General features: G+C 71.1%; 18 protein-coding genes. 8 read left to right on the top strand and 10 right to left on the bottom strand.

Annotation, left to right across the window (positions count from 1 at the left end):
• Nucleotides 1-347 (top strand): potassium channel family protein (locus AC1DG4_RS18510; RefSeq protein WP_477421405.1); only part of this gene is annotated, 347 nt, incomplete at its 5' end.
• Nucleotides 348-375: 28 nt separating this feature from the next.
• Here AC1DG4_RS18510 and AC1DG4_RS18505 read toward each other — a convergent pair.
• Together AC1DG4_RS18505 and AC1DG4_RS18500 are read right to left on the bottom strand one after the other, a co-directional pair.
• The gene (locus tag AC1DG4_RS18505) at nucleotides 376-1,182 is read right to left on the bottom strand and encodes an SDR family NAD(P)-dependent oxidoreductase (protein WP_477379907.1); all 807 of its coding nucleotides are present in this window, start codon (nucleotides 1,180-1,182) and stop codon (nucleotides 376-378) included.
• 64 nt (nucleotides 1,183-1,246) lie between these two features.
• Nucleotides 1,247-1,993, bottom strand: a complete 747-nt coding sequence (locus AC1DG4_RS18500; RefSeq protein WP_477379909.1) for an SDR family NAD(P)-dependent oxidoreductase — start codon at nucleotides 1,991-1,993, stop codon at nucleotides 1,247-1,249.
• A gap of 263 nt (nucleotides 1,994-2,256) precedes the next feature.
• On the opposite strand from AC1DG4_RS18500, the gene AC1DG4_RS18495 reads away from it, so the two are divergent.
• The 3 genes from AC1DG4_RS18495 to AC1DG4_RS18485 are packed head-to-tail and all read left to right on the top strand — an operon-like array spanning nucleotide 2,257 to nucleotide 6,237.
• Nucleotides 2,257-3,702: an APC family permease gene (locus AC1DG4_RS18495; RefSeq protein ID WP_477379911.1), complete on the top strand. Its 1,446-nt coding sequence runs from the start codon at nucleotides 2,257-2,259 to the stop codon at nucleotides 3,700-3,702.
• A 41-nt stretch (nucleotides 3,703-3,743) separates the two neighbouring features.
• The gene (locus AC1DG4_RS18490; protein ID WP_477379913.1) at nucleotides 3,744-4,586 is read left to right on the top strand and encodes a MoaF C-terminal domain-containing protein; all 843 of its coding nucleotides are present in this window, start codon (nucleotides 3,744-3,746) and stop codon (nucleotides 4,584-4,586) included.
• 1 nt (nucleotide 4,587) lies between these two features.
• Nucleotides 4,588-6,237 (top strand): amidohydrolase, encoded by a 1,650-nt coding sequence (locus AC1DG4_RS18485; RefSeq protein WP_477379915.1) that lies wholly within the window; start codon nucleotides 4,588-4,590, stop codon nucleotides 6,235-6,237.
• Between the two features lie 88 nt (nucleotides 6,238-6,325).
• Here the strand turns inward: AC1DG4_RS18485 and AC1DG4_RS18480 are convergent, their stop codons facing one another.
• Genes AC1DG4_RS18480 through AC1DG4_RS18470 form a run of 3 tightly spaced genes read right to left on the bottom strand, consistent with a single transcriptional unit; the run spans nucleotide 6,326 to nucleotide 8,527 of the window.
• On the bottom strand, nucleotides 6,326-6,967 hold the full coding sequence (locus AC1DG4_RS18480) for a hypothetical protein (RefSeq protein ID WP_477379917.1): 642 nt from the start codon (nucleotides 6,965-6,967) through the stop codon (nucleotides 6,326-6,328).
• Complete coding sequence (locus AC1DG4_RS18475) at nucleotides 6,964-7,296, bottom strand: PadR family transcriptional regulator (RefSeq protein WP_477379919.1); 333 nt, start codon at nucleotides 7,294-7,296, stop codon at nucleotides 6,964-6,966. Before AC1DG4_RS18475 ends, AC1DG4_RS18480 begins: the two co-directional genes overlap by 4 nt.
• Nucleotides 7,297-7,354: 58 nt before the next feature.
• On the bottom strand, nucleotides 7,355-8,527 hold the full coding sequence (locus AC1DG4_RS18470; RefSeq protein WP_477379921.1) for an N-acetyltransferase DgcN family protein: 1,173 nt from the start codon (nucleotides 8,525-8,527) through the stop codon (nucleotides 7,355-7,357).
• Between the two features lie 271 nt (nucleotides 8,528-8,798).
• On the opposite strand from AC1DG4_RS18470, the gene AC1DG4_RS18465 reads away from it, so the two are divergent.
• The 3 genes from AC1DG4_RS18465 to AC1DG4_RS18455 all read left to right on the top strand — a co-directional run bounded on the left by AC1DG4_RS18465 (nucleotide 8,799) and on the right by AC1DG4_RS18455 (nucleotide 12,917).
• Complete coding sequence (locus AC1DG4_RS18465) at nucleotides 8,799-10,316, top strand: class I adenylate-forming enzyme family protein (RefSeq protein WP_477379923.1); 1,518 nt, start codon at nucleotides 8,799-8,801, stop codon at nucleotides 10,314-10,316.
• Nucleotides 10,313-11,593, top strand: a complete 1,281-nt coding sequence (locus AC1DG4_RS18460) for a beta-ketoacyl-[acyl-carrier-protein] synthase family protein (RefSeq protein ID WP_477379925.1) — start codon at nucleotides 10,313-10,315, stop codon at nucleotides 11,591-11,593. The genes AC1DG4_RS18465 and AC1DG4_RS18460 overlap by 4 nt, the downstream gene beginning before the upstream one ends.
• Before the next feature lie 151 nt (nucleotides 11,594-11,744).
• On the top strand, nucleotides 11,745-12,917 hold the full coding sequence (locus AC1DG4_RS18455) for an acyl-CoA dehydrogenase family protein (RefSeq protein ID WP_477379927.1): 1,173 nt from the start codon (nucleotides 11,745-11,747) through the stop codon (nucleotides 12,915-12,917).
• Nucleotides 12,918-13,031: 114 nt separating this feature from the next.
• Here AC1DG4_RS18455 and AC1DG4_RS18450 read toward each other — a convergent pair whose 3' ends face one another.
• On the bottom strand, nucleotides 13,032-14,510 hold the full coding sequence (locus AC1DG4_RS18450) for a DHA2 family efflux MFS transporter permease subunit (RefSeq protein ID WP_477379929.1): 1,479 nt from the start codon (nucleotides 14,508-14,510) through the stop codon (nucleotides 13,032-13,034).
• 94 nt (nucleotides 14,511-14,604) lie between these two features.
• Between AC1DG4_RS18450 and AC1DG4_RS18445 the strand changes: the two genes are divergently transcribed.
• Complete coding sequence (locus AC1DG4_RS18445; protein WP_477379931.1) at nucleotides 14,605-15,279, top strand: winged helix-turn-helix transcriptional regulator; 675 nt, start codon at nucleotides 14,605-14,607, stop codon at nucleotides 15,277-15,279.
• Nucleotides 15,280-15,433: 154 nt separating this feature from the next.
• Here the strand turns inward: AC1DG4_RS18445 and AC1DG4_RS18440 are convergent, their stop codons facing one another.
• Genes AC1DG4_RS18440 through AC1DG4_RS18425 form a run of 4 tightly spaced genes read right to left on the bottom strand, consistent with a single transcriptional unit; the run spans nucleotide 15,434 to nucleotide 20,138 of the window.
• Complete coding sequence (locus AC1DG4_RS18440) at nucleotides 15,434-17,743, bottom strand: arylsulfatase (RefSeq protein WP_477421404.1); 2,310 nt, start codon at nucleotides 17,741-17,743, stop codon at nucleotides 15,434-15,436.
• Complete coding sequence (locus AC1DG4_RS18435; RefSeq protein ID WP_477379935.1) at nucleotides 17,744-18,526, bottom strand: ABC transporter ATP-binding protein; 783 nt, start codon at nucleotides 18,524-18,526, stop codon at nucleotides 17,744-17,746.
• A complete protein-coding gene (locus AC1DG4_RS18430) occupies nucleotides 18,523-19,359 on the bottom strand; it encodes an ABC transporter permease (RefSeq protein WP_477379937.1) in 837 nt (278 codons plus the stop codon). The genes AC1DG4_RS18435 and AC1DG4_RS18430 overlap by 4 nt, the downstream gene beginning before the upstream one ends.
• A complete protein-coding gene (locus tag AC1DG4_RS18425) occupies nucleotides 19,356-20,138 on the bottom strand; it encodes an ABC transporter permease (RefSeq protein ID WP_477380403.1) in 783 nt (260 codons plus the stop codon). Before AC1DG4_RS18425 ends, AC1DG4_RS18430 begins: the two co-directional genes overlap by 4 nt.
• Nucleotides 20,139-20,141: the final 3 nt, after the last annotated feature.

The following is a 20,141-nucleotide window of genomic DNA, read 5'->3' as shown; positions in this document are numbered from 1 at the left end:
TCCCTGATGCCCTCTGGTGGGCCTTCACGACCATCACGACCGTCGGCTACGGCGACCTCGCACCGATCACGCYGGAGGGCAGGATGATCGCCGTCGGGCTCATGCTCAGCGGGATCGCCCTGCTCGGTGTCGTCTCGGCGACGTTCGCCTCGTGGATCGTCGAGCAGGTGTCGGCCGAGAACACCAGCCGCCAGGCGGCGACGGTCGCACACGTCGATGCGCTGCGCGCCGAGATCGCCGACTTGCGCACCGTGCTCGCCCGTATGGATCCGGCCCTGCGCGCCACCGACTCGGCATCGCCACCGGCCGCGGAGCCGGACGGCCCCGCTCCCCTCGCGCAGAACTGAACGCGGAACCGCGCTGACAGGACGCGCCCTACATCCCGGCGCGCTCGAACGCGGTCGTCGGGAGGTCGACGATGTGCGCGCCGCCGTCGACGACGAGCACGGATCCGGTCATGTACGACGACTCGCCCGATCCGAGGAAGCGCACGACAGCGGCGATCTCGGCGGGCTGCGCCGGGCGGTGCAGCGGCACGTCCGCCGTGACGGTGGCGTAGGCCTCCTCACGCGACCCGAGGCCCGCATGCGCCGCGAACTCGTCCATCTCCTCGTCCGCCATCGGCGTCTGCACCCAGCCGGGGCACACCGCGTTCACCCGCACACCGTGCTTGCCGTAGTCGCGTGCGAGAGTGCGGGTGAGGCCGATGAGCGCGTGCTTGCCGACCGTGTACCCCGCGACCGAGGGACCCGCGAAGAGTCCGGCGAGCGAGGAGATCACGACGATCTGCCCCTTCGCCTCGATGAGCGCGGGCAGCGCCTCGCGGGCCATCACGAAGGCCGTGGTGAGGTTCGCGCGGATGGCGCCCTCCCATCCGGCGTCGTCCGTCTCCCCCACCGGCGCGAAGCCGTGTCCGCCGGCGTTGGCGACGAGCACGTCGATGCGTCCGAACGTCGCGAGCACCTCGGCGACGGCACGCTTCGCGTCCTCGGTCGAGGCGGCGTCGGCGATCACGGGGTGCGCGCCGACCGCGCGCTCGACCTCGCGCAGCGGCGCCTCGCGGCGGCCGACGACGACGACGTGCGCACCCTCCGCGGCGTAGCGGGCGGCGATCGCGGCACCGATGCCGGTGCCGCCGCCGGTGATGACGACGACGCGTCCGGTGGATCCGTTGGTGGTCATGGGGTCTCCTGTCGTGGAAGGCGGGGGAAATCGAAGAAGAGGGAGTCGGGGATGATGTCGAGGGTCAGGCCGGGAAGCCCGAGCGGGCGCTGTACCCGAAGTCGCTGAGGATCCCGGATCCGTTCACCGCGCGGGCGCGCGGGGAGGCGAGGTAGGTGACGTGCGCGGCGATCTCCTCGGCGGTCTGCACGGGGAAGGCCGGGGCCGCGAACGCCGCATCGCCGAGGTCACCCCGGCTCATCGGGGTGTCCACGATCGACGGCGACACGGTCGTGACGCGCACGTCGTCCCCCGCGAGGTCGACGCTGAGCGCGCGCCCGAACTGCACGAGAGCGGCCTTCGACGCGCAGTACGGCGCCATGCCGGCCGACGCCACGAATGCGGAGTCGCTGGCCACCAGCACCACCGAGGCCGCAGGCGCCTCGCGCAGCGCCGGCAGCGCGGCCCGCAGCACCAGGAACGCGCCGGTCACGTTCACGGCGAACACGGCCTGCCATTCGGCGAGCGAGATCCCCTCGATCCCGGATCCGACCGGACCCGAGATCCCGGCGCAGCACACCACCGTATGCAGCACGCCGAGCGCCGCCACCGCATCGGAGACCGCCGCACCGACCGCGGCCTCGTCGGTGACGTCGGCGACCACGGGGACGGATCCGGGGCAGGACGCCGCGGTCTCCGCGAGGCCCTCGGCCGAGCGATCCAGCAGCGCGACCCGCACGCCCTCCGCCGCGAGCGCCTGCGCGACGGCCCGGCCGATCCCGCCGGCGGCGCCGGTGACCAGCGCGGTCCTGCCCTGCAGCTGCAGCTCCATCGCCGCTCCCTCCGTGTGCGGATCCGGTCAGACCGACCGGCTCCGTTCCGCCATCCTGCTCCGCGGACGAGGCCGGATCGAGGGGGCGCGCGACGGGTGTGCACGCTGACACCATCGTCCTTCACTCATGGGCAAGCCGCTCGCACCCGGGAGGGGCAGACTCGGCAGAGTCCGACAAAGCCGTCTTCCCGGCAGCACAACGTCCGCGCTGCGAGGCCCGCCCTGGCCGGAAGAACGCGCCGTCACCGAGCGAAGGAGCCGACGTGACCGCCACACCCGATCAACAGACCCACACCGCACTGCGACAGGGAGCCCTCGGCGTCGCCGGGATCGTCTTCCTCGTGCTGGCCGCCGTCGCGCCGCTTACCGGAATCGTCGTCGTCGCGTCGCTCGCGATCGCGCTCGGCAACGGCGGCGGCGCGCCGATGTCGTTCTTCCTCGTCGCCGCGATCCTGCTGCTGTTCGCTGTCGGCTACGCGCAGATGTCCAAACAGCTCGTCAACGCGGGCGGCTTCTACGCCTTCGTGGTCAAGGGGCTCGGTCGCACCGGAGGCCTGATCGCCGGCCTCATCGCCACGCTCGGGTACAACTTCTTCGTCGTCGGCACGATCGGCACGAGCGGTTTCTTCATGCAGTCGATCATCATGGAGCTCACCGGCTTCGACATGAGCTGGATCCTCTGGGGGCTGCTCTCGATCGTGGTCTGCTTCGTGCTCGCCAGGATCGGCGTCGACTTCTCCTCCAAGGTGCTCGGTGTCTGCCTCGTGCTCGAGACGACGATGCTGCTCGTCTTCGACGTCTCGGTGTTCGTGCAGAAGGGCTTCTCCTTCGCCGCGTTCAGCCCGGAATGGGTGTTCTCCGGATCCCTGCCGATCGGCATGCTGCTCGCGGCCACGGGCTTCCTCGGCTTCGAGGCCACGTCGCTGTTCAGCGAAGAGGCGAAGGATCCGCTGCGCACCGTCCCGCGCGCCACCTACACCGCGATCATCGCTATCGCCGTCATCCTGGGCGTGACCACCTGGGCCGTCGTCAGTGCGATCGGGGTTCCCGACGCGCAGGCCGTCGCGCTCAAGCACCTGCCCACGGGCGACCTCATCTTCGTGCTGGCGCAGCGCTACCTCGGCGGCCCGCTCACCACGGTCATGATGATCCTGCTGCTGGTCAGCCTGTTCGCCGCGATGCTCGCCTTCCACAACTCTGCGAGCCGATACCTGTACGCGCTCGGGCGCGCCCGCATCCTGCCCCGTGCGCTCGCCCGCACCCGCGCCGCAGGGTCCCCGGCGATCGCCGGCATCGTGCAGGCCGGCTTCTCTGCGATCGTCGCCGTGATCTTCTTCGCCGCCGGTGCCGATCCGATCGTGCAGGTCGTACCGGCCATGCTCGGCTTCGGCACTCTCAGCGTGCTGATCCTGCAGGGCCTCGCCGCCCTGTCGATCGTCGTGTACTTCCGCCGACTGCACGACACCCGCTGGTGGAGCACCTTCATCGCCCCGGGAATCGGCTTCCTCGGCCTCGCGGCGATCTCGATCCTCGCGATCTTCAACTTCAACATCGTGGCCGGATCCGAGGAGCTCTGGATCAACCTGCTGCCGCTGCTGCTGGTGCTCGCCGTGATCGGCGGGATCTTCTACGCGCAGTACCTGAAGCGCTCGAAGCCCGCCGTCTACGACGGTCTCGCCGCCGACCTGGAGCAGTTCAGCACGCGCTGACCGCCGGCATCCCCAGCCTGAACCACCCACCAAGGAGCATCATGACCACCATGAACCCCGCCGACACGTCGACCTGGCTTCCGCTGGACGGCCTCGCCCCCGGATTCGACGCGAACAAGGCACCGCACACGACCGCCCTGTCCGGCCGCGAGATCGACCTCACCGCGCCGAACGGCACCCGCATCGCGCACCGCTTCGCCGACACCGAGGTCACCTGGACCTACTCCCCGGGCGAGGGCGACCCCACGGCGCCCGCCAGCGACACCGACGCGTACGAGGCGTTCGAGGTCGACCAGGACCTGTACTTCGTGCAGTTCCACCACAACTACCTGCCGAACGAAGCCGTCTCGCTCGTCGTCGACCTGCGCGCGGGCCGCGTGCTGTCGATCATCAGCGAGATCCTCCCCGCGGACGAGAAGGGCCGCACCCGCGTGCAGCACCACTTCGGCACCGCGACGATCGACGGCACCGCGCCGTCCGGTGACGAGCCGCACCCGACGACCGCGCTGATCGGCCGCCGCGTGGAGTGGGTGTACAGCACCGAGCACGCCTACGAGCACGTGTACCTCTCCGACCGCTGGTACAGCTGGCAGTGCCTGGCCGGTCCCGAGCGCGGGCTCGCCGACACCGACGAGAACAGCGTGTGGGAGATCCGCCCGGGCATCTACGTGTTCGCCTGGCGCGAGAAGGTCATCCCCTGCGCCTCGGTCACGATCGCCGACCACCGCGACGTCACGAAGATCCGCTCGCACGGCGTCCTGTTCGGCCTGGACGAGACCGGCGAGGTGCCCACGCACTTCACGTTCGGCGCCTGGGGCCGCCTCATCTCGGTGACGCAGCACGCGCCCGAGCTCGAGCCGGCGTACTTCGGAACCGGAGCCTGATATGACGACCGCCCCCGCCGAGCTCATCGTCGTCGCGGACGTCATCCGCACCGTGGATCCCTCGCGCCCTGCGGCCGAGGCGTTCGCCGTGCGAGACGGCAGGATCGCCGCGATCGGCACGCGTGCCGAGGTCGACGCGCTGCGCGGTCCCGGCACGCGGGTTCTCGAGCTCGGCGGGTCGGCGGTCTACCCCGGCTTCGCAGACGTGCACAACCACCACGCGATGGCGGGACGCACGGACCTGTTCGAGCTGGCGCTGCCGTCCTCGCTCACCCTGGACGAGATCCTCGAGCGCGTGCGGGAGAAGGCCGCGACGCTGCCGGAGGACGCGTGGATCATCGGCGGTCCCGTCGCCAGCACGATGCTGCCGACCCTCGCGAACACGGCCTCCCGCCACCTGCTGGACGAGGCCGCCGGCGGACGTCCCGTGATGCTCGTGGAGGACTCCCGGCACAATCGCTGGGCGAACTCGCGCGCTCTCGAGCTCGCCGGCATCAGGCCGGATACGGTTCCCGAGGGCGGCGTGACGATCCTCGACGACGAGGACGGCACCCCCACCGGGGTCCTGCTCGAAGCCGCCGGGATCCCCGTGCAGGAGGCCTATGACCGCTCGGGCGGCCTGACCTCCGCGCAGCACAGGGCGGCGTCGGCGCACGGCGTGCGCCTGGCGAACAGCTACGGCATCACGTCCTTCCAGGACGCCGGCGTCTCCACCGACATCCTCGGCGCGCTCCGGGACCTCGACGCGGACGGCGAGCTCGACGCCTGGGTCGTGTCATCGCTTCTCATCAACGACGAGATCTTCGGATTCGACCCCATCGGATCGCCGCTCATCGCCCGCGGCGAGGAGTTCCGCACCGCGCACCACCGCCCCGACTTCGTCAAGATCTTCCTCGACGGGGTGCCGCCCGCACGCACCGCGTCGTTCCTGGAGCCGTACGTCGCCGACGCCGCGCACGGCGCGCACTTCCACGGCGAGACGACGATGACCTTCGACGAGCTGTACGGCTGGCTGCGGCAGGTCGCCGAACGCGGCCTCGGCGCCAAGGTGCACTGCACCGGCGACGGATCCGCCCGCCTCGTGCTCGACGTCGCGGAGCGGTTGCGCACCGAGGGCGTCACGACGCCCATCCAGATCGCGCACGGGCAGTTCCTCGCCGAGGAGGACATCCCCCGCCTCGCCGCTCTCGACGTCGTCGCCGACATCTCTCCGTTCATCTGGTTCCCCGGTGTCATCCCGCAGATGCTGGCCGAGGTGCTCGGCGAGCGGGCCGAGCACTCCCAGCCGAACCGCGCTCTCATCGACGCCGGGGCGCTCGTCGCGGGCGGATCCGATTGGCCGGTGAGCGAGTCCCCGAATCCGCTCGAGGGCATCCAGGGTCTCGTGACGCGGGCGGATCCGCTGCGTCGCGCTCCCGGAACCCTCTGGCCCGAGCAGGCGATCACGGCCGAGGAGGCGTTGCAGGTGTTCACGCGCAACGCCGCGGTGGCGATGGGCCTCGGATCCGAGACCGGATCGCTGGAGCTCGGCAAGTCGGCCGACTTCGTGGTCCTGGACCGCGACGCGATCGGCGGCCCCGCCGACGCCATCATCGACGCGCGCGTGCTGTCGACGTGGTTCGCGGGGCGCGAGGTGTACACGGCGGGCTGACGGGCCTGCCGGCTCCGGCTCCGGCTCCGGCTCCGGCTCCGACGCCCAGCAGAGCAGAGCAGAAACCAGTGCCGCTCGTCGAGGGTCGTCAGCTCAGCGGGGTTTCGCGCCCGCGCAGACGCCAGAGCAACCACGCGGCGCCGACCGGGATCGTGAAGAACGCCAGCAGGATCGCGGTGTGCCAGAGCGCCAGCCCCGGCAGCAGCACCGGGTTGGACGGACCGGGACCCGAGGCCGAGCCACCGCCCTGCCACAGCGCGCCGAGGAAGGAGATCGGCAGGGTCAGGAGGAGGACCGGCACCGGCAGCAGGATCGCCGCCGTCTTCTCCCACCGCCGCCAGAAGCGGCTCGACGTGACCAGCGCCACTCCGATCACCCATCCGCCGATCGGGATCACGAACGTGCCGACACCGAGCATCAGGGCGCCGACGATCGCGAACCACTTCGTGTCCACCATCGCCGGCTTCGCACCGGGCGCCGGAGGCGGAGCTGGCGCCACGACGACCACCGGCACGGGCGGCTCCGCCTCCTCGCGCGCGGCCGCGGCGACCAGCTCCGGATCCCCGAGCTGCGCGATCCGCTCCCGCACCGCCACGGCGTCGAGGCCGTCGAGTTCCTCCGCGATGCCGCTGCGCAGGTCGTTCGCGATGCGCCACGGCAGCTCTGCGATGGCCGCGTCGAGTCGGCTCAGGTAGTCCTCGCGCAGGCTCTGCGCCTCGGTTCCGGTCATGCTTCCCCCTCTGCGATCAGGTGAGCCACGCTGCGTGCGAACGGTGTCCACGATGCGCGGAACCGGGCGAGCTGCTGCACTCCGTGTTCCGTGAGCTCGTAGTAGCGCCGCACGGGCCCGGCATCCGAAGGCCGCTCGAACGTCTGCACCCAGTCGCTCTGCCGCAGCCGCGACAGCAGCGGATAGAGCGTGCCGATGCTGGCGATGAGGCCTTCATCCGAGAGCCGCTCGGCGAGCTCCCAGCCGTACATCGGACCGCGCGCAAGCAGGCCGAGCACGCAGTACTCGACCACGCCCTTGCGCATCTGCGCGCCGACATCCGGTGTCATGCCTCACAAGCTAGCTTGCATGGCAAGAGAGGTCAAGAACGCCCCTCGCACGGCGCCCTCAGAGCGGCCGCGCGGACACCAGACCCTCGGTGATCGGGGTGAGCTCCGGGAACGCACGGAGCACGATCTCGACGAGGGCATCGAGCGGGCGGGTGAGCGGATCGGTGGCGGGAAGGCCGAGCTCCAGCTCGATGCTCTCGATGGCCATGCCGATCTCCGCATCCGTCATGCCTTCGTGGTTCACCGTCACGCCGATGACCTTGGTGTCGGCGAATGCCTCGATCAGTGCCACTTCGCTCGCCAGGGTGGGCATCGGCACCATCGGGAAGTCCCCCAGCGTGCGGCGTGTGGGAGCATGCTGCACCAGAACGCCCGCGGGTCGGCTGCCGCGAAGGATGTGCGCCGACGTCAGATAGGCGGGGTGGCTGAGCGCGCCTTGCCCTTCGACGACGATCACGTCCGGATCCTCCCCTTCGAACGCGGCGACCACCTGGTCCTCGACCTCACCCGAACAGTACTGGGGAACCAGAGCATCAAGAGCGATACCGTACTTGCCGCCCTGGATGATCGTCGTCTGTCCTGTGCCGACCATCACGGCGCGGATGCCGCGCTCGTTCAGCGCCCGAACCAGCAGGGTCGCGGTGGTGCGCTTGCCGATCGCGCCGTCCGTGCCGAGGACGGCGATCCGCGGGCAGGTGACGTCGAAGATCCGTCCGGAGAAGAGATGCAGATCCTGCATCTCGCGCGGGCGCCGGATGTCCGTGATGGACACGCGCGCCAGAAGGGACGCGGCCACGAACTCGGCATCGTCGTTCAGGAACTCGTGCAAGCCGTTGATGATGTGCATCCCATGGGCGATGCCGTCCAGGAGCACCACCCTCTGTTCCGAGGAGAGCAGTCCGTCGGCGGGCGCGACTCCGCAGATCAGGTAATCGGGCGTCTTGCCCGCGTGAGCGATCGCCTCGGCAAGACTCGCGAGCACCGGGATGCCGTTGGGCCGGCCGTCCAGCAGCATTCCCGCATCGGCTCCGGCATGGCGGCTGTCGAGGACGCTCAGGATCTCGTACTTCTCGGAGTGGCGGATGAGACCGTTCGCGGTCTTGCCGTCCTGCTCGCCGAACTGGCCTTCGGAGTAGATCACTGCGGTGGATCCCGCGGGAAGGCCAGGAATCTGGTCGGTCAGATCCGCGGCACGCGGCTCAGCGGAATCAACATCGAAAAGAGCGTGCATCGTTCTCCTAAGGTCATGCAGAGGAGGCGACGCAAAGCGGAGGGCCGAAAGACGGCCAGTCGGTCGACAAGAAGTCTTCCCTGATCATCGGCAGGAATGCCGACTTCGCTCACAGTAGCACCGTTGCCTCTGCGTCCTATCGGCGCGGCGGCCCCGCATGCAGGACGACTGTCCGGCGCTCCGACAGGTCCCGCGACCGCGGCCCGGTCATAGACTGGATCGGCGAAGTCCGGGCCGGGCCGGGGCGCACGCGTCACGGGAAGGGCGGGGAATGCCGATCACCACGACCGTGCTCTCCATCGCCGCGCAACGCCCCGCGCAGCAGGCGATCGTGGGCGTCGACGGCGCTCTCGATTATGCAGGCCTCGTCGAGGACTCGCGCCGCGCGTTCGCCGTGGTGGACGCGGCGCATCGCGCCCAGACCGCTCCCCCATCGCCCGCCCCCGAGACGGGCGGCATTCCGATCACCGCGGTCAGCGTCGCGAGCGCCTTCCACGGCGCGCGGATCGTCGCAGGCCTCGCCGGATTCCGCGCCGTGTCCGCCACGATCGACCCGCACTGGCCCCTCCCGCACCGCGTGCACGTCGTCACCGCCGCCGGGATCGGACTCGTGATCAGCGACGACGCCGGGCTCGCCGCGGCCCTCGACGATGCCGGCTGGACCGGAACCGTGCTCACGCTCGCGGAGTTCCTGGATCGCGAGCAAGCGACGATCCCTGCGGATCCGCCGACTGTGCGCGACGGCGATGAGGCCTTCCTGCTGCTCTTCTCCTCCGGCACCACGAGCGATCCGAAGGCGTTCCTGAAGACGCGACGGCAGTACCGCGAGAACGTCGCGGTCTCGAGCGCGCACCTCGAGCCGCTCCCCGGCGTCGAGACGCTGGCCCCGGGACCGCTGTCGTACAGCCTCACGCTCTACGCGCTCATCGAGTGCCTCGCCACCGGTGGCGGGGCGCATCTCGCGGACGCGTTCGACGCCGTGCATCTCGCTCGCCGCGTCGCCGCAGAGCGGATCACCCGCATCGTCGCGGTCCCGGCCGTGGTGCAGGTGCTCGTCGACGCCGCGCGCCGGGATCCGTCCGCGTTCACCGGGCTCGAGCTCGTGGTCACGGGCGGGGCGAACCTGCCCGCTGCCCTGCGCGACGGGCTCGCCGCGGCGCTGCCGCACGTGCGGCTGGTCAGCTACTACGGCGCCGCCGAGATCGGCTTCATCGGCGACAGCCGCGGTGGCGACGGCACGCTGCTCGACGTGTACGACGAGGTGGCGGCCGAGATCCGCGACGACGAGGGCGCTGCGGTGCTCGACGGCGAGCTCGGCACGCTGTGGATCCGCGCCGCCGCCTGCTCGGACGGCTACCTGGCCACGACCACCGATGCCGTGCTGCGGGGGCCCGACGGCTGGGCGACCGTGCATGATGTGGGCCGCATGGTGCAGGGGCGGCTGCAACTGGCCGGGCGCGCGGGCGACATCGTGGCGACCGGCGGGCACAAGGTCTCGCTGCCCGACGTGGACCGTGCGTTCGATGCGATGCCAGGGCTCGGCGCCGTCTGCGCGGTCGCCGTGCCCGACGCGCGGCTCGGCGCCCTGGTGGTTCTCGTGATCGAGGACGCCCCGCGCACGCCGCTCGCCAAGGCCGACCTGCAGGCATGGGCCCGCGAGCGGCTCGCGCCGCAGTTCGTGCCGCGGCGCTGGTACCGCGTGCCGCGCCTGCCGCGCACCGCGGGCGGGAAGATCCGCCGCGCCGCCGCGGCCGCGCTGGTCGAGTCGGGCGAGGCGGTGCGGCTGTGACCCGCGCGGATCGGCGCGTCGTCGCCACAGGGCTCGGCGCGATCACGCCGAGCGGTCTCGACGTCCCCTCGCTGTGGGACGCGGTCGTATCCGGCCGCAGCGCGATCACGGCCCTCGACGAGCCGGAGTTCCAGGGTCTGGCCGTGAGGATCGGCGGCAGGATCCGCGGATTCGACGCGACCGGGATCGTGGATCCGCCGCTGAGCCGCCGCCTCAGCCCCGTGCAACTCTGGGCGATCGCCGCCGCGGACCAGGCCCTCGCCGACGCCGGCATCGATCCGGCCGCGCTGCGCGCGGGGGCCGAACTCCCCTGGGACCCGACGCGCACGGCCGTCCTCGCCGCGACCGGATCCGGCCCGATCGACCAGATGCAGGCCGCCACCCGCGCCCTCGACGCGCGTGGTCCGCGCGGCGTGCCGCTGAGCGTCGTCGTGCACGGCGCCCCGGACGCTGCCGCGGCGCTGCTCAGCGAGCGGTACGGCGCCCACGGCACCGCGCACGGTGTGACGGCGACCTGCGCGTCGAGCGCGATCGGGCTCGGCGAGGGGCTGCGCCGCATCCGGCACGGCTATGCCGACGCCGTGCTCGTGGTCGGCATGGAGGACTGCGTGAACCCGGTGAACCTCGCCGCGAACGCGAACCTGCGGGCGCTCGCGAGCGGATACGAGTCGGATCCTGCCGCGGCCAGCCGCCCGTTCGACCGCGGGCGCCGCGGCTTCGTGATGTCCCAGGGGGCGGCTGCCCTGCTGCTCGAAGCCGAGGACGTCGCCCTCGAACGCGGCGCGGAGCCGCTCGCCGTGCTGGCGGGATTCGGCGAGTCGAGCGACGCGCACCACCCCACGGCGCCGCATCCGCAGGGCCGCGGTGCCGCCCACGCCGTCGCCGCGGCGCTGGCCGACGCCGGCCTCGACCCGTATGCCTCGGACGGCATAGACCACGTCAACGCACACGGCACCGGCACGCCGGCCGGAGACGCGGCCGAACTCGCCGCACTCGGCGCCGTGTTCGGCGACCGCGCCAGGTCGATCCCTCTCACCGCGACGAAGTCGAGCACGGGGCATCTCCTCGGCGCCTCGGGGGCGGTCGAGGCGATCGTCGCGATCCGCACCCTGCAGACGGGCCTGATCCCGCCCACCGTCAACCTCGACGACCCGGAGTTCGACGACTGGGACATCGTCCGCGGCACCGCGCGCGAGGCCGGCCGGATCCGCCGCGTCCTCTCCCCGTCGTTCGGTTTCGGCGGCCATAACGGCGCCCTCGTGCTGGAGCAGTCGTGATGGCGCGCCTCGGCCGGTTTGGGGCGCACCCTCACCGTTTGGGGCGCCGTACGCCGTCCCGACCCGGTGTCACGCGCCCCAAAACGCACGGTGACGCCCCGAAACGACGTGGATCCGGGCCAGGATCCGCACTCTCGCCCCAGGAGGCACGATGACCGACCGTCTCACCCGTCACGCCGAGCTCGCCGAGCGCTATCTGCCGGACGAGCTGCTCGAGCGCTTCCGCGAGCGCGCGGCCGTGTACGACCGGGAGAACCGGTTCTTCGACGAGGATCTCGCCGAGCTCACCGAGCGCGGATACCTGCTGCTGTTCGTCCCGGAGGCGCACGGCGGCCCCGGTCTGAGTCTCGACGAGGTCTCGCACCTGCAGCAGCGGCTCGCGACCGCGGCCCCGGCGACCGCCCTCGCAGTCAACATGCACCTCATGTGCACGGGCGTCGCGAAGGCTCTCGCCGACCGCGGCGACCATTCCCTCGACGTGGTGTTCGCCGAGGCGATGGACGGGGAGATCTTCGCGTTCGGGATCAGCGAGCCCTCCAACGACTGGGTCATGCAGGACTCGAAGACGGCTGCCGTTCCGCAGGCCGACGGCGGCTACCTCCTCAGCGGGGTCAAGATCTTCACGTCGCTCTCCCCCGTGTGGACCCGGCTCATCACGCACGGCCGCGACGACACGGATCCCGAGAACCCGACGCTCGTCTACGGATTCCTCGAGCGCGGCACGGAGGGCATCACCGTGTCCGACACGTGGGACGTGATGGGCATGCGGGCCTCGCAGAGCCGCGCGACGATCCTGAAGGACGTGCGCATGGCGCCCGAGCGGGTGAACCGCCGCATCGCCGTGGGCCGGGTGCCGGATCTCCTCACTTTCGCGATCACGAGCAACTTCCAGCTGCTGATCGGATCCGTCTACGCCGGCGTCGCCCGCCGCGCCCTCGACCTGGGTGCCGACGGACTCAAGAAGCGCCGCTCCGCCAAGGCCGGCGCGACCTACGCCGAGGTGCCGGAGTCTCGCACCCGGCTGGCCGATGCGCACCTCGACTACCTGGCGGTGCCGGCGCAGCTCGAGGCCTACTGCCGCGACTTCGACGAGCTGCTCGACCACGGCGCGCGCTGGCCGTTGCTCCTCGTGGGCGCCCGCCTCAATGCCTCCACCGCCGCGCGCCGGGCCGCAGAGGCCGCACTCATGTGCACGAGCGGAAGCGGCTTCGACAACGGCCACGAGCTGAGCCGGCTCTACCGCGACGCGACCGCGGGCCTGTTCCACCCGCCGAGCGCCGACGCCGCCCGCCCGATGTTCGCCGCGGCCCTGCTGGACGACTGACCCCGCCTCCCTCCGCTCTCCCCACTTCCGCCGAGGCCCCCTCGCAGCATCCAGGCCCCCTCGTGCGAGCGTCGCTCCGAGGGGGCCTGGGTGCTCAGGCGGGGCGTCGGCGGCTCAGTGCTCCGGCGCCTCCACGGCCGCGGGCCGGCGCACGCACAGTGCGAGTCCGATCACGACCAGCGACAGGATGGCTCCCGCGAGGAACGCGAGGTGCGAGCCCGCCGCGGCGGCCGCCGGCGACGGCAGGTCGGGATCCGCGGATCCGGTCGCGGCCACGCCGGTCGCGTAGAGGGCCACGAAGATCGCCGTGCCGGCCGCGCCGGCCACCTGCTGCAGCGTCGCGATCGTCGCGCTGCCGTGCGAGTACAACTGCGGCGCGAGCGAACCGAGCGAGGCACTGAACGCGGGCGTGAAGAGGAAGGCGAGTGACAGCATCAGCACGATGTGAGCGCCCAGCAGCACGACCCAGGAGGAGTGCTCACCGAGCCCGAACGCGAGGGCCCACAGGGAGGCCGCGAGACCGAGGGATCCGGGGATGACCAGCGGTCGCGGACCGAAGCGGTCGTACAGGCGCCCGACGGTGGGACCGGCGAGGCCCATCAGCAGACCGCCGGGGAGCAGGATCGCGCCGACCCAGAGCGGGTCGAGGCCGAGCGTGTAGCGCGCGAACTGCGGCAGCACGATGAAGGCGCCGAACAGGGAGACCATGCCGACCGTCATCATCGCGACGGCGACGGCGAAGTCCCGCGAGAGGAACGTCCGCAGATCCAGCAGCGCGGAGTCGCTGCGCTGCAGGATCAGCTGACGCCAGACGAACAGTCCGAGCGCGGCCAGGCCGAGGACGATCGGGATCCAGGGCTGCACCGCCGCCTGTCCGACGGCGGTCGCGCCGATCTGGCTGAGACCGAACACGAGCGCCGAGAACCCGAGGGCGGCGAGGACGACCGACAGTGCATCCAGCGGAACGGCCCGCGTCTCGGAGACGTTCGGGATCCGGCGGATCCCGATGGCGAGCATCGTGAGCGCGATGGGCAGCATCACCCAGAAGAGTCCTTGCCAGGGGAGCACCTGGATGAGAGCGCCCGAGACGATGGGGCCGACGGCGGGCGCCACGGACATGACGATCGAGACGCGCCCCATGACGCGGCCGCGCTCCTCGGCGGGCACGACCGTCATCACGGTCGTCATCATGAGCGGCATCATCACCGCGGTGCCCATGGCCTGCACGACGCGACCCACCACGAGCATCTCGAAGACCGGGGACAAGGCGGCGATGATCGTTCCCACGACGAAGCTCGACATCGCGACCGTGAAGACCGTCCGGGTGCGCAGCCGCTGCATCAGCCAGCCGGTGGTGGGGATCACGACCGCCATCGTGAGCGCGAAGGCCGTGGTCAGCCACTGCCCGCGCGTCGCATCGATGTGCAGCGACTCCTGGATCCTCGGCAGCGCGACCGCCATCATCGTCTCGTTCAGGAACACGACGAAGACCGCGGCGAGGAGCAGTCTCAAGGCGGTGCGGTTGCGCGCCGCGACTCCGGCGTCCGTTTCCGGCGAGGCGTCGATCTCGGCCGGGGCGATGGTGGCGGTCATGTCCTTCTCCTCTTCGCTGATGAGCCCGAATCCGGGTTACTGCAAAAAATAAAGCACACTGCAAATAATGAAGTCAAGTGCTATTCTGATTTTCATGACGAACCAGCACTACGGCCAGTTCTGCGGTCTCGCGCGCGCGGCGGAGATCGTCGGACAGCGCTGGACCCTGCTGATCCTGCGCGATCTCAGCGTCGAACCGCGGCGCTACTCGGAACTCGCCGCGGGCCTTCCCGGCATCCCCACGAACACGCTGTCGACGCGACTGAAGGAGCTCGAAGACGCGGGGATCGTCGCGCGCACCGCTCCGAGCGGCACCGAGCGCTCCGTCGTCTACCGGCTCACCCCCCGCGGCGAGGAGCTCGGACCGGCGCTGGACGCCCTGTCCCGTTGGGGCGCGGGCGGCATGCGGGAGCCCCGCGAGGGAGAGATCGTCACGACCTCCTCGATCACCGCCGCACTTCGCGTGGCGGCGGGCGCCGGTGTGGTGCCGGCCGACTGGGACACGGTCTACAACGTGCGGGTCGGCGAGGTCGAGGTGCACGTCGTGATGCGGGAGGGCGCCATCACGGCCGACCCCGGTTTCGTCGAGGACGCCGACCTCGAGATCACCGCAGGACCGGGGATCCGCGACGTGCTCGCCGGAACCCTGAGCGCCCAGGACGCCCTCGCGACCGGAGTGGTCGTCCTCGACGGCGACCCCGCCCTCTTCGAGCGATTCGCCGACACCCTGCGCGTCCCCTACAGCACGAACCTCTTCGAGACGACCTGACCCGTCGAGGCCCCCTCGCAGCGCCGGCGCCCCTCACTATGAGCGGCAATGAGAGGGGGCGCCGAACCCCAGAGGGGGCGTCGACGGATCAGCGCAACCCCGTACCAGCGCCACCCCCTCGCGGCGCCACCCCCGCGCCGACCGCGGCCCGCGCTCAGTCGACGAGGTCGCGCATCTCCTGCTCGATCGCGCGGAGCACGGTCGCGTCCTCTGGCGACGTCTGCCCCGGCACGTAGCGCAGGGAGAGGATCCGGCCGCCGCGGAACCGGTGGGAGCGGTGCCGCTCGTAGATCTCCCAGTCCACCGGTCCGCCGTAGTCGTAGCCCACGCTGATGCCGGTGAAGGGCGCCATGCCGACGAGCATGGGCACGTCGTCGAGGCGCAGCAGCTCGACGCCGTCCACGTCGACCGCGAAGCTCCAGCGCAGTCCGAGATCGGCCCGTACGCGCAGGTCGATGCGATGACGTCCCGGATCCGGCGCGCTCGCGCGCACCCGGCGCATCGCGCCGTAGGCGTTGTACGAGAGCAGGAGCTCGTCACCGTCCAGGGCGACGAGGTATCCCCCGCCCTGATCGCCGTGGGCGAGGAGCACGCCCTCGGCACCGGCCTCGAGGTCCAGGTCGGCGTGCACCTCGAAGGAGCGCAGCACGGTGAGCCGCGCAGAACGGAACCRCTCCAGCGGCGGACGGAACGGGACGAGCTCGACCGGCGCGGACAGCGGGGCCTCGGTGTCGGGCCGTACCGAGTGCAGCGTGCCGTCGTCGTCGAGCGGGAAGACGGTGTTGCGCCAGGCCTCTCGGCGCCAGCGCTCGGCGAGCGCTCGCACCCGCTCGGGCTCTCGCCCCGCGCGATCACTTGTCTCGGTGGGATCACTCGGCAGGTGATAGAGCTCCCACGCACCCCCGGCGCCACCCTGCGCCCGCGTCGGCGGGATCGGCGAGACCGCCTTCCACTCCCCCTCCACGAACGCGCGCCGGCCGACGCACTCGAAGTACTGCTGCTCCCGCCCAGGGGCCGCCGGATCCGCGAGGATCTCGGCGATGCTGGCGCCGTCGACCTCTGGAGCGGCCATCCCGTTCCACTGCTCGGGGCGGGCGATCCCGGCGAGCTCGAGCAGCGTGGGGGCGAGATCCGACACGAAGACGAACTGGTCCCTGAGTCCCGGCGACGCCGCCCCGGCGGGCCAGGAGATCACGAGCGGYGCGTGCACCCCGCCCTCGTAGGTACTCGACTTGAACGACCGGAACGGCGTGTTCGACACCCGCGCCCAGCCCGTCGGGTACTGCCCGTAGAGGCGCGGCCCGCCGATCTCGGACAGCTCGCGAGGCACATCACTGACCCACCCGTCGGGGACGGCGCCGTGCAGCCCGAACTGCGAGAAGTAGCTGCGCGTGCCGGTCGGGCCGCCCTCGGCCGTGCCGCCGTTGTCGCTGGCGATCACGATGATCGTGTTCTCGCGTTCGCCGAGCTCGTCGAGCCGCGCGAGCAGGCGCCCCACGCTCTGATCGATCTCGTCGACCGCGGCCGCGTACACCTCCATGTGGCGGGCGAAGAGCGCCCGCTCGGCGTCGCCGAGGTCGTCCCAGTGCGGGATCCGGTCGCCGTCCGCGAGGGCGTCGGCCGGCAACTCCGCATGCGCCGGAACGATGCCGCGGGCGCGCTGGCGGGCGAAGCGCTCCTCGCGCACCGCGTTCCAGCCGCGCTCGTAGTGGCCGCGATGGCGCTCGATGTCCTCCTCCTTCGCCTGGATCGGGCCGTGCACCGAGGTGTGCGCGTAATAGAGGAAGAAGGGCTTGCGCTGCTCGTTCACGCGGAGCTCGTCGATCATCCCGATCGCGCGATCCGTCAGCTCGTCGGTCAGGAAGAACCCGTCCGGGAACTCTGCGATGTCGAGCACGGAGTTGTCCTGGACGAGGCGGTGCGGGTGGTGCAGCGAGGTGAACCCGTCCATCGAGCCGAAATAGCGGTCGAACCCGCGCTGCAGCGGCCACGACGACCGGTCGGCGCCGTCGTGCAGCCGCGACTCGAGGGTCAGGTGCCACTTGCCGACCATGAAGGTCGCGTATCCCCCCGCCCGCAGCGACTCCGCGAGCGTGGGCGCGGACGCCGGCAGCTCGCACGCGAAGCCGGGGTAACCCGGATCGATGTGCGCGACGAAGCCGAATCCCGCCCGATGCGGGTTCAGTCCGGTGAGCAGCGCGGCGCGGGCCGGGGAGCACATCGGTGCCGTGCGATAGTTCGTGAACAGCCAGCCGTTCGCTGCGAGCGCGTCGATGAACGGCGTCCGGATCTCGCTGCCGAACGGCCCGAGGTCGCTGAAGCCGAGGTCGTCGACGAGCATGACGACGATGTTCGGCGCTCCTTCCGGGGCGGTCGGCCTGACGCGCCACGCGGGATCCGACTCGGAGGTGAACTCGCCGATGCGTCCGGGGAAGCCCTCGTAGCCGCGAGCAGCGGGATCCATTCAGCCCGCCTTCCGGATGAGTCCGAAGATGCGGGTGCGGAGCTCGGCGAACTCCGCCGTGGCGCGGGTCTCCAGCTGGTCGCGGGGTCCGCCGAAGTCGATCTCGATGATCTCGGTCACGCGGGCGGGCCGCTCGCCGAGCACGATGACGCGATCAGAGAGGTACACGGCCTCGTCGATGTCGTGCGTGACGAGCAGGATCGTCATGCCGAACTGCGCGCGGATCCGCAGGCACAGGTCCTCGAGCTCGAACCGGGTCTGCGCGTCGACCGAGGCGAACGGCTCGTCCATCACGAGCACCTCGGGCCGATACGCGATCGCCCGGGCGATCGCGACGCGCTGCTGCATGCCGCCGGAGAGCTGCCACGGGTACTTCGCCCCCGCACCGGCGAGCCCGACCGCGGCGAGCGCCGACGTGATGCGCTCCTCCCGCTCTGCGGTGCTCAGCCGAAGGTGCCGGAGCGGCAGTCGGACGTTCTTGTCGACCGTGAGCCAGGGCATGAGCGAGCGCGTGTACTCCTGGAAGACGAGCGCCATCTCCTCGGGCGGGCCGTCGATCTCGACGCCGTCGATGCGCGCCGATCCCGACGTGATCGGCTGCAGTCCGGTGAGGCACTTCAGCAGCGTGGTCTTGCCGATGCCGGAGGGGCCCACGATGCAGGCCACCTCCCCCGCCTCCACATCGAAGGTGAGATCGGCGATGACCGGCACGTCGCCGCTCTTGGTGCGATAGGTCTTGGCGAGGCCCTGGACGCGGAGCCGGGGGCTGGTGTCGGTGCTCATTCGCTCTTCTCCAGTTGTTGTGAGGCGATGTACCAGCGCAGGACGGTGCGGCGGAACAGGACGAACAGGGCGGTGGACAGGTAGCCGAGCACTCCGAGCACGATGATGCCCGCCCACATGTCGGCGATCGCGAAGGACTGCTGCGCGAGGAGCGTCGCCGCGCCGAGGCCCACGGACGATCCGAGCATCTCGCTCGCGATCATCACCACGAACGCCGTGATCAGGCTCACCTGCATGCCCGAGAGGATCCGGGGGCTCGCCGCGGGCAGCGTCACCTGGAAGAGCCGCTCCGACCGGGTGAGCCGGTAGACCCGTCCGACCATCTGCAGCGTGGGTTCGCCCGCACGCACCCCGTCGATCGTCGAGATGAGGATCGGGAACACTGCGGCGAGCGAGATCGAGAGGATCCGGGTGCCGTTGCCGAAGCCGATCAGCGAGACGAAGATCGGCACGAGCGCGACAGGCGGGATCGCCCGGAAGAAGTGGATCGTCGGCTCGACGAACCAGCTGAGCGGCGCGATCAGCCCGAGCGCGCACCCCAGCAGCACGCCGACGACCGTCGCGATGAGGAAGGACACGACGAGGTTCAGCACCGAGATGCCGATGTCGCCGAGGAACGCGGGAGTGCCGAGCAGTTCGCCGAGACGAGCGAGGATCGCGGACAGCGGCGGGAAGAACGCGTTGGTCGACCCCGCCGAGAGGATCCACCACAGCGCGATGAGGACGATCGGGACCGCGACTTCGACGAGGATCAGCAGCCAGCGCGGAGAGGCGCTGTTGCGGCGACCCCGCCGCAACCGGGCGCTGGTCTGCACGGACGTGGTGAGGGTCATGCGTGGTCCGCCTTCCGGTACTGCGGGTGCCAGTGCAGCAGCCGCCGCTCTCCCCACTGGCTCAGCCCCTGGATGAGCAGGCCCAGCACGCCGAGGATCAGCACGTAGCCGAAGAGCTCGGGCTGGTTGCCGGAGATCTGCGACATGAGCAGGCTCTGGCCGAGCCCCGGCCCTCCCCCGAGCAGGCCGGCGACGACGGCGATGACGAGCGAGGTGGGAGCCGCCACCCGCAGCGCGGTGCCGATGTAGGGCAGCGCGCTGGGGATGACGATGCGGGTGAGGATCTCCGTGCGGCTCATCCCATAGGACGCGCCGGTCGCACGAGCCACCGGATCGGTGTCGAAGACCCCCGCGGAGGACTGCACCGCGATCGCGATGAACGAGCCGAAGAAGACGAGGAACGTCCCCATCCCCGCCGTGGGGCCCAGCACCAGCACCACGATCGGGAGGATCACGATGGGCGGGATCGGCTTGAGGAACTCCAGCGGCACTCTGGTCGCGTGCATCGCGAGCGGAGAGGATCCGATCGCGATGCCCAGCAGCACGCCGACGATCGCGGCGACGATGAGCCCGGTGAGGGCCATGACCAGGGTGTCCGCCATCGCCTGCCAGAGCTGCGGCGTGCCCAGCAGCCGGCCCGCCGCACCCAGYGCCTCCAGGGCGGAGGGCAGCGGTGCGCCGGAAAGCGGGCCGGCCGTTGCGGCGAGCTGCCACACCACGAGTGCGGTCAGCGCACCGGCGGCGCCCAGCAGCGCGGGGAGGATGCGGAAGCGGGTCATGGC

The organism is Microbacterium sp. 05N427, assembly GCF_056397105.1.
Note: the sequence above shows the minus strand (reverse complement) of the source record. Positions and strands in the feature narration are given on the sequence as shown.

What these genes read in the sequence shown, in the direction of transcription:
- AC1DG4_RS18505 (WP_477379907.1), bottom strand. Translation starts at nt 1,182, where the DNA reads ATGACCACCAACGGATCCACCGGACGCGTCGTCGTCATCACCGGCGGC.
- AC1DG4_RS18500 (WP_477379909.1), bottom strand. Translation starts at nt 1,993, where the DNA reads ATGGAGCTGCAGCTGCAGGGCAGGACCGCGCTGGTCACCGGCGCCGCC.
- AC1DG4_RS18490 (WP_477379913.1), top strand. Translation starts at nt 3,744, where the DNA reads ATGACCACCATGAACCCCGCCGACACGTCGACCTGGCTTCCGCTGGAC.
- AC1DG4_RS18485 (WP_477379915.1), top strand. Translation starts at nt 4,588, where the DNA reads ATGACGACCGCCCCCGCCGAGCTCATCGTCGTCGCGGACGTCATCCGC.
- AC1DG4_RS18480 (WP_477379917.1), bottom strand. Translation starts at nt 6,967, where the DNA reads ATGACCGGAACCGAGGCGCAGAGCCTGCGCGAGGACTACCTGAGCCGA.
- AC1DG4_RS18475 (WP_477379919.1), bottom strand. Translation starts at nt 7,296, where the DNA reads ATGACACCGGATGTCGGCGCGCAGATGCGCAAGGGCGTGGTCGAGTAC.
- AC1DG4_RS18470 (WP_477379921.1), bottom strand. Translation starts at nt 8,527, where the DNA reads ATGCACGCTCTTTTCGATGTTGATTCCGCTGAGCCGCGTGCCGCGGAT.
- AC1DG4_RS18465 (WP_477379923.1), top strand. Translation starts at nt 8,799, where the DNA reads ATGCCGATCACCACGACCGTGCTCTCCATCGCCGCGCAACGCCCCGCG.
- AC1DG4_RS18455 (WP_477379927.1), top strand. Translation starts at nt 11,745, where the DNA reads ATGACCGACCGTCTCACCCGTCACGCCGAGCTCGCCGAGCGCTATCTG.
- AC1DG4_RS18450 (WP_477379929.1), bottom strand. Translation starts at nt 14,510, where the DNA reads ATGACCGCCACCATCGCCCCGGCCGAGATCGACGCCTCGCCGGAAACG.
- AC1DG4_RS18445 (WP_477379931.1), top strand. Translation starts at nt 14,605, where the DNA reads ATGACGAACCAGCACTACGGCCAGTTCTGCGGTCTCGCGCGCGCGGCG.
- AC1DG4_RS18435 (WP_477379935.1), bottom strand. Translation starts at nt 18,526, where the DNA reads ATGAGCACCGACACCAGCCCCCGGCTCCGCGTCCAGGGCCTCGCCAAG.
- AC1DG4_RS18430 (WP_477379937.1), bottom strand. Translation starts at nt 19,359, where the DNA reads ATGACCCTCACCACGTCCGTGCAGACCAGCGCCCGGTTGCGGCGGGGT.